We start from the raw sequence: 16,911 nt of genomic DNA on the forward strand, positions 1-16,911 counted from the left end.
GGGCCGGTCGTCGGAGCCGCTCCCGGACCCCTACGGCGACCCCGGGCCGTCGATCCCGCCCTCGGCCGCCGCGTCGTCCGGGCCCGGCTCAGTGCCCGCGCGGCAGCCCCCGGTGCTTGCACATCGCGGCGCCGGTGAGCAGCAACCCGGCCGCGATGGGCGCGAGCACGGCTGTCCCGGTGCCGGAGAGGCCCTGCCCGGCCGGGGTGGCGGCCGTGTCGGTCACGGTGGGGTTCTCGTGCGGCGCCGGCCGGTCGGAGGCGGCGGCCCGCGCCCTCTCGCCCCCGTCGGGGCCAGGCTGTCCGGTGCGGTCCCGGTGGTCGGCGGAATCGTGGGCGGGCGGCGGAGCGGCGGGGCCGTGCGACCCACCGGCCACCGGGGCGGGTGACGCGGCCGGGGCGGTGGTGCCGGCCGCCCGGCCGGGTTCGGCCGCCGGCCCACCGGGGTCGCCGTCCCGGGAGGCGCGCGTCCCGGAGGCGCGGGCCTGGGCGGGGGTCTGGGCGCTGGTGGGGCCGAGCAGTCCGGAGGCGATCGCGAACGCGTCGGGAAGAGAGGCCCGCTGACCGGGCAGTGGCAGTCCGCCCGCTCTGATCCGGTCCTGGAGCAGGCTGCCCACGGGCGCGGTCGCCGCGTCCAGGCCGGGTACGGGAACCGCCGCGCCCGCCGGATCGGCGAGCTGCCCGAGGGCGCCGGGCGCCGCCGCCTGACCGGGCGCCGCCTGCTGGGGAGTCGTCCCGTCCGGTGCCGCCTGCTGGGGTGCCGCCTGCTGGGGTACCGCCTGGCCGGGGGAGTGCGCCGACGTCGGGTGCGGCGGCGCGCCCTGGTCGGGCGTCCCCGCGGAGTGTTCGGCTGACCCCTCGTCGAGGAGCGGGCCACCGTCCAGCGTCCGACCGACGGTACGGCTGACCGGCTCCGGGAGCGGCCCGGCGGCGGCCCAGGCGGTGGCCGCGCCCAGCCCCCAGAGCTGTGCGAGGAGCGCCCCGCCGGCCGCGAGGACGCGCGGGCGGGTCAGCCGCCGACCGCCCGGGCGCCGCGCGGCGACGACGGCGGGTCGGGCGGGTTCCGGCGCCTTGGCCGCGTGATTGGCTCGCACGTGAGTGGAGAACGAGCGGACGGGCCGTGAGGTCACGGTCGCCGTCACGGACAGTCATCACGCCGACCTCGGCCGCCGGGCCGCCGCTGCCGGAGCCGGCGCTCCTGCGGGACTCAGGAGTTGGGGCGCAGGGTCCAGATGACGGTCATGACGCCGGTCACCGCACCGTCGGCGCGGGTGATCTCGACCGTGACGGGGAACTCCGGCCGCTCGCCCTTGTCGAGCTCGGCGACGATGTCCGCGACCGGACGCCCGAGCACCGCGGTGGCGGTGACGGCACCCATCGCGAGCTTCTTGTACGAGATCTCGGCGCTCACCGCGAGCGGCACGGCGCGCGAGAGCTCGGCACCGAACGCGCCCAGCACGATGCAGCCGCTCGCGGACTCGGCGAGGGTGAACATCGCGCCGGCGTGCGGGCCGCCGACGTGGTTGTGGTACTCGGGCTGGTCCGGCAGCCGGAGAACGGCACGCTCCGGCGTCGTCTCCAGGTACTCCAGCTTGAGGGTGCGTGCCATCGGCACGGTCGAGTCGAGCAGCTGGCCGATCGAAGGTGTGGTCATGGCAGCGATGTTACTAGTCGGTAGCATCTGGTGGCAGATCTCCCGGGAAGGAAACCGCGGGAATCTGAGGGAACGCGAAAACGCCTGAGGGGCCGATCTCTTGAAGAGATCGGCCCCTCAGGCTCTGGGGTGAGTGACGGGACTCGAACCCGCGGCCACCTGGACCACAACCAGGTGCTCTACCAACTGAGCTACACCCACCATCTGTCCGGTCCGTTCCCGCTCTTCGCGTTCCCGTTCCGACAGGAAGAACAATACAGGATCCGAGAGGGTGCTCGCGCCAGGGTTTCGACCAGCCCGACGCGGGCGACCTCCCGGGTCCGGCGACCCCCTTCGGGCGGGCCCCGGCTCCGGGAGGTGCGGGCGGGTCAGTCCGTCGCGGCCTGGTACTTCTCGGCGATCGCGCGCGCGGTGTCGGTGTCCGGTCCGGGCTGCGCGACGAACACCGCCTCGCGGTAGTACCGCAGTTCGTCGATGCTCTCGCGGATGTCCGCGAGAGCCCGGTGGTTGCCGCCCTTCTGCGGGCTGTTGTAGTACGCCCTCGGGTACCAGCGCCGGGCCAGCTCCTTGATCGAGGAGACATCGACGATCCGGTAGTGCAGGTGACCCTCCAGGGCGGGCATGTCCCGGGAGAGGAAGCCGCGGTCGGTCGCCACGGAGTTCCCGCACAGCGGCGTCCGCCCGGCCTCCGGCGCGTGCTCGCGGACATAGGCGAGGACGAGCGCCTCCGCCTCGGCGAGCGTGACGCCGTGTTCCAGCTCGTCGAGCAGCCCGGAGGAGGTGTGCATCGTGCGCACCACCTCGGGCATGTTCGCCAAGGCCTCGGCGGGCGGGCGGATGATGACGTCGACGCCCTCGCCGAGGACATTCAGCTCGGAGTCCGTCACCAGCGCCGCGACCTCGACCAGGGCGTCCCGGTCGAGGTCGAGGCCTGTCATTTCACAGTCGATCCATACCAAACGGTCATTCACGCCACTCACCCTACGGCGCGATCACGCGCCGCGGGCACCGGAGGAGCCGAGCGGGGTGCCGGGGCACAGGCCTCCGCACCGTGCGCGTCCTGGCCGTGGCCGTCCGGTTCGTGCGCCTCCCGGGCCTGGCCGGCCTGGTTGGCGGGGTGAACCGGATATGCCTGGTGGCCGTCCCGGGCGGGACGGGGGTCACGCGGCTCGCGGGCTCCGTCCGAGCCCGCGGCGCGGCCGCCCTGCGGCCGGACCTGGGGGGCGCGTCCCGGGCGGGCCCGACCGTCCGGCGGCACCGGAGCGGCCGACGCCGTCGCCCGACCGGTGGCCGCACCGTGGCCCCGGCCGTCGGCGGTGTCCTCCGACGGCCGCTCGGCCGTGCTGCGGTGCCCCTGACCCTGACCACGGGCCCCGGGCTGCGGCTGACCGTCCTCCGCGGCGGCGTGCTCCGCCGTGCGGGGCGGTCGGCCCGCCCCGGGACCGGCCTGCGCCGGGACCAGCGGCGGCCGTCCCGGACCGCGCCCCGCGCCCGGCTGGCCGGGGTGCGGCTGGTGGGCCGCCTGCGGATACGGGTAGGGCTGGACGGCGCGCGCGTGGACCCCTTGCGAGGACGGCTGTCCGTGCTGCCCGTGCCCGAGCGGTCCGTGCGGGCCCGGGTGGGCGGAGCCGCCGGCCGGGTACGGCGACCCGGACGCCGGCCCGTGCTGCCCCGGCACCGCGCCGCTCGCCGCCGTGGCCGCGGCCGCGGCGGCCGCCGCGGCCTGCGCCGCGGCCGACTGCGGCACGGAACCGGCCGGCCGGAGGTCACCGGGGTGCATCGGCGTCGGCGTCGGCGAGGCCGAGCCGGGGCGACGGGCCCGGTAACTGGTCCGGTAGGCGGCCGGCGAGACCCCGAGCTGGCGCCGGAAGTGCCCGCGCAGCGCCACCGGCGACCGGAAGCCGCAGCGGCGGGCGACGTCGTCCACCGACAGCTCCGACGTCTCCAGCAGCCGCTGTGCCTGGAGCACCCGCTGGGTGATCAGCCACTGCAGCGGGGCGCTGCCGGTCAGCGTGCGGAACCGGCGGTCGAAGGTGCGCCGGCTCATGTAGGCGCGCGCGGCCAGCACCTCGACGTCGAACTGCTGGTTGAGGTTCTCCAGCGCCCAGGTGACCACCTCGGCCAGCGGGTCGTTGCCGATCTCTTCCGGTAAAGACTGATCGATGTACTGGGCCTGTCCTCCACCGCTGCGGCGGCTGGGCACCACCAGTCGGCGAGCCAGCGCGTTGGCGGCCTCGGCACCGTGGTCACTGCGCACCACGTGCAGGCAGAGGTCGATGCCGGCGGCCGTACCGGCCGAGGTCAGGACGTCGCCGTCGTCGACGAAGAGCTCGCGCGGGTCGACGTGGACCCGGGGGTAGCGCTTGGCCAGGGTCGGCGCGTACATCCAGTGCGTGGTCGCGGGGCGGCCGTCCAGCAGACCGGCGGCCGCGAGGACGAATGCGCCGGTGCAGAGGCCGATGATCCGCGCGCCCTCGTGGTGCGCCTTGCGCAGTGCGGTGATCGCCTCGACCGGCGGCGGCTGCGAGATCGAGCGCCAGGCCGGTACGACGATGGTGCCCGCCCGGGCGAGCGCCTCCAGCCCGTACGGGGCGGAGAGGGTCAGGCCGCCGGTCGTGGCCAGCGGACCCTCCTCGCCGGCGCACACCAGCAGGCGGTAGCGGGGGACCCCGGCGTCCTGGCGGTCGACCCCGAAGACGGAGAGCGGGATCGAGCTCTCGAAGATCGGGGCCCCGCCGAAGATCAGCACCGCGACGGTCTCGCGCCGGCGCCGGCCCGAGAGCTTCCGGGGGGCGGCGGACATGCTGGGGATCGAGGGGCCGTTCAGGCCGGACCCGCCGCCGATGCCGTGGCCGCCGGGGCCGTGGCCGTTGAGGCTCTGGCTGTTCGAGTTCTGGCCGATCGGGTTCTGACCGTTCGGGCCCTGGCCGGGCATGCCGCCCGGCAGACCGGCCGTGGTCATGGTGGCGAACGGCGTCTCCTGGCCGACCGGGTGTCCGCCGGAGAGGGCGCCGCCGTGACCGCCAGGATGGCCGGGAACCGACGGGCCCGCATGGCCACCCGCACCCGGCCCTTGGGTGGCCGAAGGGCTGACGGCTGATCGGGTGACCATCCGTCCGGCCTGGTCCGAGACCGGGGAGAAGACGCCGGTGCCGGAGGTCGCCGAGGCGACTGGGGCCGGTGAGGTCGATGTGCCCACAGAGGTGGGTGAGACGTATGGGGCGGCGCTGGAGGTGCCGGAGGAACGGGCGTTGGCAGCGATGGCCGAAACGCCGGTGCCTCTCGCGGACCGACCCGCGATACCGGCCACGGCCCGGTCGCTGTCAGGACCCGCGTCGCTCCTGCTCACCCTGCTCAAGGCGCTCAAGCCCCCTCGGTGGTGTGGTGTGGTGGTGCGGCACTGCTAGCCAAGATCGAATCTATCGGGTGGACCGTTGCCGTTGTGACAAGTTCACCATCCGACGCTATGTCGACATGGCAATTTGGCGTGATGCATTCGATCACGAAGCGTGGCACCCGTCGACCCTTCTGGGAAGGGGGCCGGTGCAACGGTGGCTGGTTGTCGCGGGGCCGGTCCTGGGGCGCCCGGCTTCGGCGTGCCCGGCCGGCGGGTCTGGGCTGCGGCTTTGCCCAAGGGTGGGGGAGTCGCGCGAGATTGACCGAAAATAGGCGGTGCACAGCAGGGCGCACGATTCTCGATGTGTGCGCCTCCTTGGCTTCATCCGGCCAGTGTCGGGGCCGTGGATCGGGCGTCCGCCGCCCGCGCTACCGTCCTGTCGTGAATAACCTCAGCCGGCTCGAACAGGCCAACGACAATGCCGCCGCTTTCTGGCTCGCCCAAGCCCGTGTGCACGGCTGGCAGAAGGTCGTCCGTCCCGGATTCACCGCGGTCCGCTGCGCACGCACTCCGGACGCCCACCGCATCGTGGTGACCCGCCCCTACGACGAACCGGCGCGGGTGGAGGAGGAGCTGGCGGCCCTTCTGGAGGAGTGGTCCACCACCCGGGTCACCCTGGAGGACCCGTACCTCGGGCTGGACATGTCGCGGTTCGGCTGTGTCCACGGCCGGGCGATGCCCGTGATGGTCCGTGAGCCGGGCTCGCTCGAAGCGCCTCTGCTCGGAGCGGTGCCCTCTTCCGGGTCCCTGGCCGGGGGCGACCTGACGGTCGATGAGGCTCTGGACGACGACGCGTTCGCCGACGTCGAGCACGCGGTGGTCGAGGGCTTCCCGATCACGGACCGTCAGCCCTGGGCGCGGGGCGGGATGCTGCCCGAGGGTCTCCGGCGCGAGCCGGGCCTGCGGGCCTGGCGCGCCAGGATAGCCGGCGACCTGGCCGGCGCCTGCCTGACCTACGACGACGGTCGCGCCACCGGTGTGTACTGGGTCGCGACACTCCCCGCGCAGCGCTCCCGGGGGGTGGCGCGGGCCGTCCTGGAGACCGCGCTGGCCGCCGCGCACCCCGACCGTCCGGTCACCCTGATCGCCACCGCGCTCGGCGAACCCCTCTACCGCAAGCTCGGCTTCACCGCGCACGGGCAAAGCCACTGGTGGTCGTTGCCCGACGCCTCGAAGCAGTAGCGTCCGGCCGCGCCCGCCCCGACGGCGGGTCGCCCGCCGCTCGACCGGGGCGCGGACTCCACGGCGGGGGCTCGCCCGATGACCTTCGTCGCCCGCCCGCGCGGCCCACGGCAGGCAGCGTGGGCGGGTCCGGGCGTGGAGGCCGGCTGCGGCGGCCGGGGCGGCCGGGGCGGCCGCAGGACGGCTCTCCGCCTGTATCGCCGGATCGCCGGATCGCCGGGACATTGGAGCACCTCGATGTCCGCCGGGGATGGGGTGCCGTGTGGGTGCCCGGGTGTGTGGGTGTCCGGTGCCTGGGGGTGCCCGACCGGTGATGCGGTCCGGAGCGCGGGCACAGGGCGGGCTGCGGGCAAGGGGCGAGGACGCCGGGCCGTCCGGTTTGCGACGGGTCCCCGGTCGCCGGGGAGTGCTGGTTCCTCGTCGACCGGTCCGCCGTCGTCGGCGGTGGCAACTCCGGCTGAACGGTTTCGGACACGGCAGGCCGCCGCGGTGGCTGCGGCGCCATGGTGCGGGGTGGTCGCCGGGAACAGGCGCACGCGGGCCGTCCGGGGCGGAAAGCGACGCCTACGCGCTGGGCCGCACGCTGGGCAGCGCCCCAGGCTGAGCGGTACTGGGAAGCGTGGCGCCGGACAGCGTGGCACCGCCGCGGCTGCGGAGCGGGCGGCTGCCCGCCACCGCGCCCACCGTGTGCCGGCGGCCCGGCCCGGCGGCCCGGATACCCGGCCGCGCTCCCGGGGCGTTGCGTGCGGAGAGCACCTGCCCGACGGCCTCCGGCAGACCGGCCGCCTTCAGCGTCGGCCGGTAGCCCGGCTCGGCCCAGGGCCGGCCGTAGTGCAGCCAGACGCTGCGCAGCCCGGCCAGCTCCGCGCCCGCGATGTCGGCGGGTGGGTGGTCCCCGACCATCCAGGTGTGGGAGGCCCAGTCACCGGTGGGCGCGATGCCGCACCGCTGCGCGGCGATCTCGAAGATCAACGGATCGGGCTTGACGCACTCGGCCTCCTCCGAGATGACCCAGCCGTCGACCATCGGCCCGAGCCCGGTCCGGCGGATCTTCTCCAACTGGGGCCGGGTGCCGCCGTTGCTGACGATGCCGAGCGTCCATCCGGCCGCGCGCGCCGCCCGCAGCGCGTCGACGTTTCTGGAGGGGCAGTGGATGTGGGAGTTGATGCCGCGTCGGTAGTGGGCGAGCAGGAAGTCGAGAGAGTCGTCCAACCCGTAGCGGCGCTGGGTCGCGGACAGTACGGTGCTGCGCGGCACATAGCCGCCGCCGTCGATGGTGACGAGCCAGTCGAGGTCACCCGGCGGAAGGCTCCGTTCGGCCAGAAAGTCCCGGGCCCAGGCCCGGAAAGCGGCGTCCCTGGGGAGCAGCGTGTTGTCGAGGTCGAACAGGAGCAGGGGCATGTCGAGCATGGTGCCAGCGGCCGCGTGTATGCACCTGGCAAATGCCAGAGGGCGTCGCGAACCCGTGCGAAATGGCTGAAATGGATACCGGTCCGGGTGGGCCGGGCCGATGCGGGGGCTGTGCGGCGGGCACGGAGGCCCTGGTGCGGCCGGCGAACGGTGGCGGGGGAACGCCGCCCGGGAGCAGGCCGCGGAGGCGGTCCGGAACCGGCCGGGGGTGGCGGCCGGGGGTGACGAGGGCGCGCGACGGCGCACGGCGATGTGCGTCGTTCCGCCCCGGTCCGGTGGTCCGCCGGCGCCGGCGGTCGGTGACGGATGGCGACGGATCGTTGTCGATCAATGACAGTCCGGTCACGGTGTCCCGGTGGCCTGTTGCATCACCCCGTCCGCTCAGTCAAGCTCCAGAGAACCCTCTTTGCCAGAGGGGGCGCGACCGCGCGCTGGTAGGGGGCGCATCGCCGTTGGCGAGCGCATCCTCCATTCGCGGTAACAAAGCCGTTCCGAGGCTTTGCCGCTGGGCTGAGTCTCTCGCCCGTCGTACTCTGAAAGGGACAGGTCACAAACGGTGGTGCTCGGCTCAGACCGACGTGTTCCCGTGGGCGGGCCTGCTGCCGGGGCAGATTTGTCCTCTCCTGTCGGCCCATCTCCTGCGAAGAGCCTTGAGCCATGGCTGGTTTTGAGTCCTCCCGACCGGTTGAACCGGATGCGGTCCGCAGTGCGGGCGCAGTGGCCGGGGGAGGCGGCGGCGGTCGCGCAGAGCCCGGCGGCGCGGCCCCCGATGCCGGTGCGGCCCCGGACACGGGTGCGGACGCCGTGGATGTCCGCGGTTTCTCGCGCCTGCTCCGCACCATCGCGCGCCGGAGCCGTCCCGGGTCCCATGGGCAGCGGGGCGATCATCGGACCGACCACGCGGAGTCGGCGATGACAGGCCGCCTGGGACCGGGTGCCGACCACCCGGGAGGCACCGGCCTGCCGAGTACCTCGGACGAGCCGTCGGCGCAGGAGTCGCCCGGCGGCTCGTGCGACCCCGCCTTTCAGCACGGCGTGGTGGTGGGTTTCGACGGTTCACTGTCGAGCGAGCGCGCTCTCGCCTACGCGGTGGGCATGGCTCGTCGCTCGCAGTGCGGCCTGGTGATCGTCCACGTCGCCAATCGCCTCCCCGCCACGGTCTGGGCGGGTTGTGAGCCTCCCGTGTTCGTCGACCTTCCCGACCACCGGACCGAGGTGCTCGGCCTGGAGCTCGCGTGCGCGGACTTCCTCGCCGGGGTGCCCTGGATCCTGGTCGAGCGCGGCGGCGACATCTGCCACGAGATCGAGGAGGTCGGCCGCGAGTACGCCGCGGACGCGATCGTGGTCGGCAGCACGCACGGCCTGCTCGGCAAGATCTTCGGTTCGGTCTCCGGCCGGCTGGCCCGTCGCGCCAACCGCCCGGTGATTGTCATTCCCTGACGGATCGTCGGGCGGTGAGGTTGTCGGTCCGGGCGTTGCCCGGGTGTCGGTCTGGGTGCCGCCCGGGCGCCGGCGTCGGACGCCGAGCGCCGGTGATCGTCGCGCGACGTCTCCCGTGCTCCTTCACCGCATTGTCGCTCTGGGGCCTGGATGCCTCCTCTCCGACGGACTGCCGGACTTCTGGTGGACTGTCGGACTTCTGACGGATGTCGATGAGTGGCGGGCGGCCGGCCCCGATCCCCCCGCTCCTCGGCCGACCGGTGCACCGACCGGCCGAGGAGCGGGAGAACGGGGGCGTCGGCGACGCCCGGGGCTGGTGCTGGTGCCTCAGGAGGGGACGCCGAGCTCACGGGCGATGAGCATGCGCTGGACCTCCGAGGTGCCCTCCCCGATTTCGAGGATCTTGCAGTCGCGCCAGAAGCGCGCGACGGGGAATTCGTTCATGAAGCCGTACCCGCCGTGGATCTGGGTGGCCTCACGGGCGTTGTCGACGGCGGCCTCGGACGAGTACAGCTTGGCGATCGCGGCCTCCTTCTTGAACGGTTCGGCGTGCAGCAGTCGGGACGCGGCGTCCCGCCAGGCCAGGCGGGAGACGTGGGCGCGCATCTCCATGTCGGCGAGCTTGAACTGGATGGCCTGGTTGGCACCGATGAGACGGCCGAAGGCCCGGCGCTGGCCGGCGTAGGCGACGGACTGGTCGACGCACCCCTGGGCGAGGCCCGTGCCCAGGGCTGCGATCGCGATGCGGCCCTCGTCGAGGATCCGCAGGAACTGGGCGTAGCCGCGGCCACGCTCGCCCAGCAGGTTGGCCGCAGGAACACGGCAGTCGGTAAAGGACAATTCACGGGTGTCGGATGCGTTCCACCCGACCTTCGAGTACTTCTTCGAGACCTGGAACCCCGGGGTTCCGGTGGGCACGATGATGGAAGAGATTTCGCGCCGTGGCGAGGGGAATTCGCCCTCTTCACTCGAACGAGCGATCGGTTCGGTGAGCGCGGTGACGGTGACCAGGCCGGTGATCTCGGTGCCGGAGTTGGTGATGAAGCACTTCGTGCCGTTGATGACCCACTCGTCGGTGGCCTCGTCGTACCGCGCCGTGGTGCGGGTCGCGCCGGCGTCGGATCCGCCCTCGGGCTCGGTCAGGCCGAATGCCCCGAGGAGCTCGCCCGAGGTCAGCCGGGGCAGCCACTCGCGCTTCTGCTCCTCCGTCCCGAAGCGGTAGATCGGCATCGCGCCGAGGGAGACCGCCGCCTCCAGGGTGATCGCGACCGAGGAGTCGACCCGCGCCAGCTCCTCCAGCGCCAGGCAGAGCGCGAAGTAGTCGCCGCCCATGCCCCCGTACTCCTCGGAGAAGGGCAGGCCGAAGAGGCCCATCCGTCCCATCTCCCGGACGATCTCGTAGGGGAACTCGCCCTGCTCGTAGAACTCGCCGATCTTCGGCGCGACCACGTCCTGGGCGAACTCGGCCACAGTGCGCCGCAGTTCCTCGTACTCGCTGTTCAGCCGGTGATCGAGCATGGTGATCCTCCTGGGGCCCGGCCGGGGTGGCCGCGGGCGTGATCGGGATGACCGCATGTCAGTCCGACGATGTGATGGACATGCGGCGTGTCGGGCGGTTGGGCGATGGCGTACGGACCCGGCCGGACCGGGTCGCGGCCCGTGTCGTGTCGTGGCATGCCGTGCGGTGAAATGCCGTGTGGCGCGGGGGTGTCGGGCGGGTCAGTCCCGGTCGTTGCCGAGCAGCGCCTGGACGGTGCGCGAGGGGCTGGGCCGGCCGAGCTGCCCCGCCATCCAGCCACTGGTGGCCACCAGGGCCCGGAGGTCGACACCGGTCCGGATGCCGAGACCGTGCAGCATCCAGACCAGATCCTCGGTGGCCAGGTTGCCGGTGGCGCTCTTGGCGTACGGGCAGCCGCCCAGGCCGCCGGCCGAGGCGTCGACCGCGGTGACGCCGCCGCGCAGAGCGGCCAGCGTGTTGCTGAGCGCCTGGCCGTAGGTGTCGTGGAAGTGCACCGCGAGCCTCTCGACCGGTACGCCGGCCCTGCCGAAACCGTCCAGCAGCGCGGTGACCTGGCCCGGGGTGGCGACGCCGATGGTGTCGCCGAGGCTCAGCTCGGTGCAGCCCATCTCCAGCAACCGGACGCCGAAGCCGATCACCTGATCGGCCGGCACCGGCCCCTCCCACGGGTCGCCGAAGCACATCGAGAGGTAGCCGCGCACCCGGATCCCGGCTCCGGTCGCCCGCTCCACCACCGGCCGGAACATCGCCATCGCCTCGTCCGCCGAGCGGTTGAGGTTGCGCCGCGCGAAGGTCTCGGTGGCGCTGGCGAACACCGCGATGTCGGTGGCGTGGTGGGCGAGCGCGCGGTCCAGGCCGCGTTCGTTGGGGACGAGGACCGGCAGGCGCAGACCGGGGTGGCGGGAGGGCAGCCCGGTGAGCCGGGGTAGGAGCTCCTCGGCGTCGGCGAGCTGCGGTACCCACTTCGGGTGAACGAAGCTGGTGGCCTCGACCGTGCGCAGCCCGGCCTCGGCGAGTCGGGAGATGAACTCGGCCTTGACCTCCACGGGGACGAGGCCGCTCTCGTTCTGCAGGCCGTCGCGCGGTCCGACCTCGTGGATCCGGACCACCTCGGGCAGGCCCGGGAGACGGACTTCCGCGGGCAGGGCCAGGTCCAGCGCGTCGGGCTCGGGGCCGGTCCCGGCGGTCATGACCGCACCTCGGCGGTGACCGCGCCGGCCGCCCCGTCCTCGGCCGGGGTGACCACGACCAGCAGTTCCTCCATCGCCACCGTGGCGCCAGCGGTGGCCCGCAGTTCGCTCACCGTGCCGTCGTGCGGGGCGGCGATCACGTGCTCCATCTTCATGGCCTCCAGAACGAGCAGCGGCTGGCCCTTGCGGACCGACTCGCCGGCGGTGGTCTTCACGACGGTGACGGTGCCGGGCATCGGGGCGGTGAGGGCGCCGTGGTGGGCCGCGCCGGCGGCACTGCTCTCGCCGACCGGGTCGTACCCGTGCACCGGCCAGGCGTCGCCGTCGATCCCGAGCCAGGTCACCGGGCCGGCCGCGGCGCCGGGGGCGTCGTCGACGGTCAGGGCGAAGGTCGTCTGCAGGCCGTCGGCGGTGAGGTGCAGGCGGTCGCCCGACCGGACGGCCCGGGCGCGGTGGACCGGCCCGGATCCGAGCCGGATGTCCACCTCGGGAGTGACGCCCGGGGGAATGTCAGTGGCCTCGGCTACGTTGCGGGCAGTGATCGCGCGGATGCTCACCGACACCGGATCCTGGCCGGGGGTACGGAGTCGATGGGTGGTCCAGGCCGCGTCACCGCCGATGCGCCAGCCGGACGGAATGGAGAAGGGGTCGGTCCAACCACCGTTGTCGGTGGTGGGGGTGAGGTTCAGGTGCCGCGCGAGCGCGGCCGCGTAGTAGAGGAGGTGCGTGGGCGCCGGGGGCTCGACGGGCCGGGCGTCGGTGCTGTCCGGGGCATCGGAGATGACCAGGGCGTCGGTGGTGCCGGTGGCGGTGGCCGCGTTGGCCGGAGCATAGGGCGAGGCGAGCAGTGCGGGCTGCTGCTGGGCCGTCTGCTCCACCAGCCCGGTGTCGAGCCGGCCCGCGGTGACGTCGGGGTGTGCGAGCAGGCGTCGCAGGAAGCCCGTGTTGGTGGTCACGCCGAGGATCCGGGTGTCCGCGAGCGCGGCGCGGAGTCGGCGCAGCGCGGTCGGGCGGTCGGGCCCGTACGCGATGACCTTGGCCAGCATGGGGTCGTAGGAGCTGGTGACGACGGTGCCCGGGGCGACTCCCGAGTCCACCCGGATGCCCTCTCCCCGCGGTTCGTCGAGGACCAGGATGCGTCCGCCGGTGGGGAGGAAGTCCCGTTCCGGGTCCTCGGCGCAGATTCGGGCCTCGATGGCGTGGCCCAGGAAGGAGATGTCCGACTGGGAGAAGGTGAGGCGTTCGCCGGAGGCGATCCGCAGCTGCCACTCGACGAGGTCCAGTCGCCGCGGCCGGCCGGCACCCGTCCCGGCGGAGCCGTCGGCGGTGTCGGCGACGGCGACGGCGAGTTCGGTGACGGGGTGTTCCACCTGGAGACGGGTGTTCATCTCCATGAAGAAGAAGTCCCGCACCCCCTCGGAGGGAACGGGGGAGTCCGGGTCGAGGCCGGGGACGATGAACTCCACGGTGCCGGCCCCGGTGTAGCCGCAGGACTCCGCGGCGCGCACGGCGGCCGCGCCCATGGCGGCGCGGGTCTCGGCATTGAGGAGAACGGAGGGTGCTTCTTCGATCAGCTTCTGGTGGCGGCGCTGCAGACTGCACTCGCGCTCGCCGAGGTGGACGGTGGTGCCGTGGGCGTCGGCGAGCACCTGGACCTCGATGTGGCGGGGCCGGTCGACCCACCGTTCCAGCAACAGGGTGTCGTCGCCGAAGGCGGTGCGGGCGACCCGCCGGGCGGCGGCGATCTCGGTGGGCAGCTCGGCCCGGTCCCGCACCAGGCGCATGCCCTTGCCGCCACCGCCGGCGGACGGCTTGAGCAGGACGGGGTAGCCGATCTCGTCGGCGGCCGCGACGAGTTCCCCGTCGGTGGGCGCGGCTGCCTGGCTGCCCGGAACCACCGGCACTCCGGCGGCCCGAACGGCCTCCTTGGCGTTGATCTTGTCCCCCATCAGCTCGACCGCGGCAGGAGGAGGTCCGATGAAGACCAGGCCCGCGTCGGCGCAGGCGCGGGCGAAGGAGGAGTTCTCGGCGAGGAAGCCGTAACCGGGGTGAACGGCCTGGGCGCCGGTGCGGCGGGCCGCGGCGAGGATCTGGTCGGTCCGCAGGTACGTCTCGGCGGCCGAGCTGTCGCTGCGGTCGGCCGGTCCGAGCCGCACCGCGACATCGGCCTCGCGAACGTGGGGCGCGTCGGCGTCCGCGTCGCTGAACACGGCGACGGAGCGCACGCCGAGTCGCCGCAGCGTGCGGATCACCCGGACGGCGATCTCGCCACGGTTGGCGACCAGAACTGTGTCGAACATGGGAGGTGATCCTCCGGGTCGAGGGGAGCCGTACGAAGGAGGTGCCGGGAGGCGGCGGGAGCGGCGCGTCGTGTGCGGTCGGGCGGGCCGACCGGTCGGAAGGGCGGCGGTCGGGTCCGACACCCGCCGCCGGTCCGGGGTTCGGTCCGGAGGCGGGTCGGCCGATTCGAGGTGTCTGAGTGCTGTGCTGCGCTGGGCCGGGCCGGTTCGAGGCGGGTCGGGCCTGATGGGTGGTGAGCCCGGGAGGGCCGCTCGTCCGGAGGAGGTGCCGTTCGGACGGGCGACCGCACCCGGGCGGACCTCACATCCGGAAGACGCCGTACGGTCCGGGCGGCGGGAGCGGGGCGTTGGCACAGGCGGTGAGGGCGAGCCCGAGGACGGTGCGGGTGTCCATGGGGTCGATCACCCCGTCGTCCCAGAGCCGCGCGGTGGCGTAGTAGGCGTTGCCCTGGCGCTCGTACTGCTCGCGGACGGGGCGCTTGAACTGCTCCTCCGCCTCGGCGGGCCAGTCCTCGCCGTGTGTTTCGAGCTGGTCGCGCCGGACGGTGGCCAGTACCGAGGCGGCCTGCTCGCCGCCCATCACGGAGATCTTCGCGCCCGGCCACATCCACAGGAAGCGAGGTGAGTAGGCCCGGCCGCACATCGAGTAGTTACCGGCTCCGTACGACCCGCCGATCACCACGGTCAGCTTCGGGACCCGGGTGCAGGCCACGGCGTTCACCATCTTGGCGCCGTGCTTGGCGATGCCGCCCGCCTCGTACTGCCGGCCGACCATGAAGCCGGTGATGTTCTGGAGGAAGAGGAGGGGGATGCCCCGCTGGTCGCACAGCTCGATGAAGTGGGCGCCCTTCAGGGCGGACTCCGCGAACAGCACGCCGTTGTTGGCGACGATGCCGACGGGGTGGCCCTGGATCCGGGCGAATCCGGTCACCAGCGTCGCGCCGTACTCGGCCTTGAACTCGGCGAACCGGCTGCCGTCCACCAGCCGTGCGATCACCTCGCGGACGTCGTACGGCGTGCGCGGGTCGACCGGGACGGCTCCGTACAGGCCGGCCGGGTCGACCGTGGGCGGCTCGGCCGGGGTGAGCTGCCACGGCCTCGCCGGGCGCGGGCCGAGCCCGGCGACGATGGTGCGGACGATGGAGAGCGCGTGGGCGTCGTCCTCGGCCAGGTGGTCCGTCACGCCGGAGGTCCGCGAGTGGAGATCGCCACCGCCCAGCTCCTCGGCGGTCACCACCTCGCCGGTGGCGGCCTTCACCAGCGGCGGTCCGCCGAGGAAGATCGTCCCCTGGTTGCGGACGATGACGGCCTGGTCGCTCATCGCCGGCACGTACGCGCCGCCCGCCGTGCAGGAACCGAGCACCGCGGCGATCTGCGGGATGCCGGCGGCGGAGAGACGGGCCTGGTTGTAGAAGATCCGGCCGAAGTGGTCGCGGTCGGGGAAGACCTCGTCCTGCATCGGGAGGAAGGCGCCGCCGGAGTCCACCAGGTAGACGCAGGGCAGGCGGTTCTCCAGCGCGACCTCCTGGGCGCGCAGATGCTTCTTCACCGTCATCGGGTAGTACGTGCCGCCCTTGACGGTGGCGTCGTTGGCGACGACCACCACCTCGCGCCCGGCGACCCGGCCGATGCCCGCGATGACGCCGGCGGCCGGTGCGGCCCCGTCGTACATCCCGTCGGCTGCCAGCGGTGCCAGTTCGAGGAACGGCGAGGCCGGGTCGAGCAGTGTGTCCACCCGGTCGCGGGGGAGCAGTTTGCCACGGGCGGTGTGGCGGGCCCGGGCCTTGGCCCCGCCGCCGAGGGCGGCCGTGCCGAGCTTCTCGCGCAGCTCGGCGACCAGGGCGCGGTGCGCCTCGGTGTTGGCCCGATAGGCCTCGGAGCCCGGGTCGACGGAGGTGCCGAGCCGGGGGGCGGGTGCGACGGCTCCCGGCGGAACGGCGCCGACGGCGCCGCCCGCCGCGGTTCCGGCCGCTGCGCCGCCATGGACGCCGGTGGGTACACCGGCGGTGGAGATGACCATCCCAAGAGCTCCCTTGCCCTCGGCAGCAGGTGGGCGGCAGAGCCTGGGTAAGCCTGCGACCCCCACGTTAATGAGCGTTAACTCGTGCCGCCCAGGTTAACGGCCGATAACCGGACTGTCTACGATGGGCAGCATGTCGAACGTCCCAGCCGCCTCCGCGCTCCCACGCCGTGACCAGATCCGCAGGGAGGCCGCGCGGCTGTTCGCCGCCCGGGGCTTCCTGGGCGTGGGGGTGGACGAGATCGGCAAAGCCGTCGGCATCAGCGGACCGGGTCTCTACCGGCACTTCGCCGGCAAGGACGCGATGCTCGCCGATCTCCTGATCGGCATCAGCGAGCGCCTCCTGGAGGAGGGCCGCCGCCGGGCCGGCGGGGGTGACGGCGCGGCCGACGCGCTGGACGCGCTGATCGGCGGGCACGTCGACTTCGCGCTCGACGACCGGGATCTGATCACCCTGCACGACCGAGAGCTGCTGAACCTCAAGGAGGAGGACCGCCGGAGGGTCCGCCGGCTCCAGCGCGGCTACGTCGAGCTGTGGGTGGACGTCGTCCGGCGGGCCTATCCGCCACTGGCCGAGCCCGATGCCGAGCCGGTCGCGCGGGCCGCCGTGCACGCCGTCTTCGGATTGATCAACTCGACCCCGCACAGCCTCGGCCCGAGCCCCGCCCAGGAGGACCGCGTCGCCCTGCAGCGCGACGGCATGGCCGTCCTGCTGCACAGCCTGGCGCACGGCGCCTTCTCCGCGGCCGCCGAAGCGGCGGCCCGCGGCTGACGTGACCGGTGGCCGAGGCGGCCACCGG

General features: G+C 73.6%; 12 protein-coding genes, 1 tRNA gene and 1 pseudogene. 4 read left to right on the plus strand and 10 right to left on the minus strand.

Annotated features, from left to right (window positions below):
* Positions 1-88: 88 nt before the first annotated feature.
* From ACFXHB_RS18665 to ACFXHB_RS18685, 5 genes and pseudogenes are all read right to left on the minus strand, one after another.
* Positions 89-1,093: a hypothetical protein gene (locus tag ACFXHB_RS18665; protein WP_380575467.1), complete on the minus strand. Its 1,005-nt coding sequence runs from the start codon at positions 1,091-1,093 to the stop codon at positions 89-91.
* Positions 1,094-1,206: 113 nt separating this feature from the next.
* Complete coding sequence (locus ACFXHB_RS18670) at positions 1,207-1,653, minus strand: DUF4442 domain-containing protein (RefSeq protein ID WP_380575469.1); 447 nt, start codon at positions 1,651-1,653, stop codon at positions 1,207-1,209.
* Positions 1,654-1,778: 125 nt separating this feature from the next.
* Positions 1,779-1,854, minus strand: a tRNA-His gene (locus ACFXHB_RS18675).
* A gap of 167 nt (positions 1,855-2,021) precedes the next feature.
* Complete coding sequence (gene orn, locus ACFXHB_RS18680) at positions 2,022-2,624, minus strand: oligoribonuclease (protein WP_380575470.1); 603 nt, start codon at positions 2,622-2,624, stop codon at positions 2,022-2,024.
* Positions 2,625-3,450: 826 nt separating this feature from the next.
* Positions 3,451-4,456 (minus strand): annotated as a pseudogene (locus ACFXHB_RS18685) (helix-turn-helix domain-containing protein); the annotation flags it as partial.
* A gap of 301 nt (positions 4,457-4,757) precedes the next feature.
* Here ACFXHB_RS18685 and ACFXHB_RS18690 point away from each other — a divergent pair.
* Both ACFXHB_RS18690 and ACFXHB_RS18695 read left to right on the plus strand, forming a co-directional pair.
* Complete coding sequence (locus ACFXHB_RS18690) at positions 4,758-5,060, plus strand: hypothetical protein (RefSeq protein ID WP_380575471.1); 303 nt, start codon at positions 4,758-4,760, stop codon at positions 5,058-5,060.
* 371 nt (positions 5,061-5,431) lie between these two features.
* Entirely contained in the window at positions 5,432-6,232 is an 801-nt protein-coding gene (locus ACFXHB_RS18695; RefSeq protein WP_380575472.1) for a GNAT family N-acetyltransferase, read from the plus strand.
* A 564-nt stretch (positions 6,233-6,796) separates the two neighbouring features.
* Here the strand turns inward: ACFXHB_RS18695 and ACFXHB_RS18700 are convergent.
* Positions 6,797-7,633, minus strand: a complete 837-nt coding sequence (locus tag ACFXHB_RS18700) for an HAD family hydrolase (protein ID WP_380575473.1) — start codon at positions 7,631-7,633, stop codon at positions 6,797-6,799.
* A gap of 921 nt (positions 7,634-8,554) precedes the next feature.
* On the opposite strand from ACFXHB_RS18700, the gene ACFXHB_RS18705 reads away from it, so the two are divergent.
* On the plus strand, positions 8,555-9,082 hold the full coding sequence (locus ACFXHB_RS18705) for a universal stress protein (RefSeq protein WP_380575475.1): 528 nt from the start codon (positions 8,555-8,557) through the stop codon (positions 9,080-9,082).
* Between the two features lie 327 nt (positions 9,083-9,409).
* Here ACFXHB_RS18705 and ACFXHB_RS18710 read toward each other — a convergent pair whose 3' ends face one another.
* The 4 genes from ACFXHB_RS18710 to ACFXHB_RS18725 form a co-directional block, all read right to left on the minus strand.
* The gene (locus ACFXHB_RS18710) at positions 9,410-10,600 is read right to left on the minus strand and encodes an acyl-CoA dehydrogenase family protein (RefSeq protein WP_380575476.1); all 1,191 of its coding nucleotides are present in this window, start codon (positions 10,598-10,600) and stop codon (positions 9,410-9,412) included.
* Positions 10,601-10,801: 201 nt separating this feature from the next.
* Positions 10,802-11,791 (minus strand): hydroxymethylglutaryl-CoA lyase, encoded by a 990-nt coding sequence (locus ACFXHB_RS18715; RefSeq protein ID WP_380575478.1) that lies wholly within the window; start codon positions 11,789-11,791, stop codon positions 10,802-10,804.
* Entirely contained in the window at positions 11,788-14,091 is a 2,304-nt protein-coding gene (locus ACFXHB_RS18720; protein ID WP_380575479.1) for an acetyl/propionyl/methylcrotonyl-CoA carboxylase subunit alpha, read from the minus strand. The genes ACFXHB_RS18715 and ACFXHB_RS18720 overlap by 4 nt, the downstream gene beginning before the upstream one ends.
* A gap of 301 nt (positions 14,092-14,392) precedes the next feature.
* Positions 14,393-16,111: a carboxyl transferase domain-containing protein gene (locus tag ACFXHB_RS18725; RefSeq protein WP_380575481.1), complete on the minus strand. Its 1,719-nt coding sequence runs from the start codon at positions 16,109-16,111 to the stop codon at positions 14,393-14,395.
* Between the two features lie 133 nt (positions 16,112-16,244).
* Here ACFXHB_RS18725 and ACFXHB_RS18730 point away from each other — a divergent pair, with 133 nt between their 5' ends.
* On the plus strand, positions 16,245-16,883 hold the full coding sequence (locus ACFXHB_RS18730; RefSeq protein WP_380575483.1) for a TetR/AcrR family transcriptional regulator: 639 nt from the start codon (positions 16,245-16,247) through the stop codon (positions 16,881-16,883).
* The last annotated feature ends 28 nt before the right edge of the window (positions 16,884-16,911 follow it).

The sequence above is a fragment of the Kitasatospora sp. NPDC059327 genome, assembly GCF_042752535.1.
In the GTDB taxonomy this organism is placed as follows: domain Bacteria; phylum Actinomycetota; class Actinomycetes; order Streptomycetales; family Streptomycetaceae; genus Kitasatospora.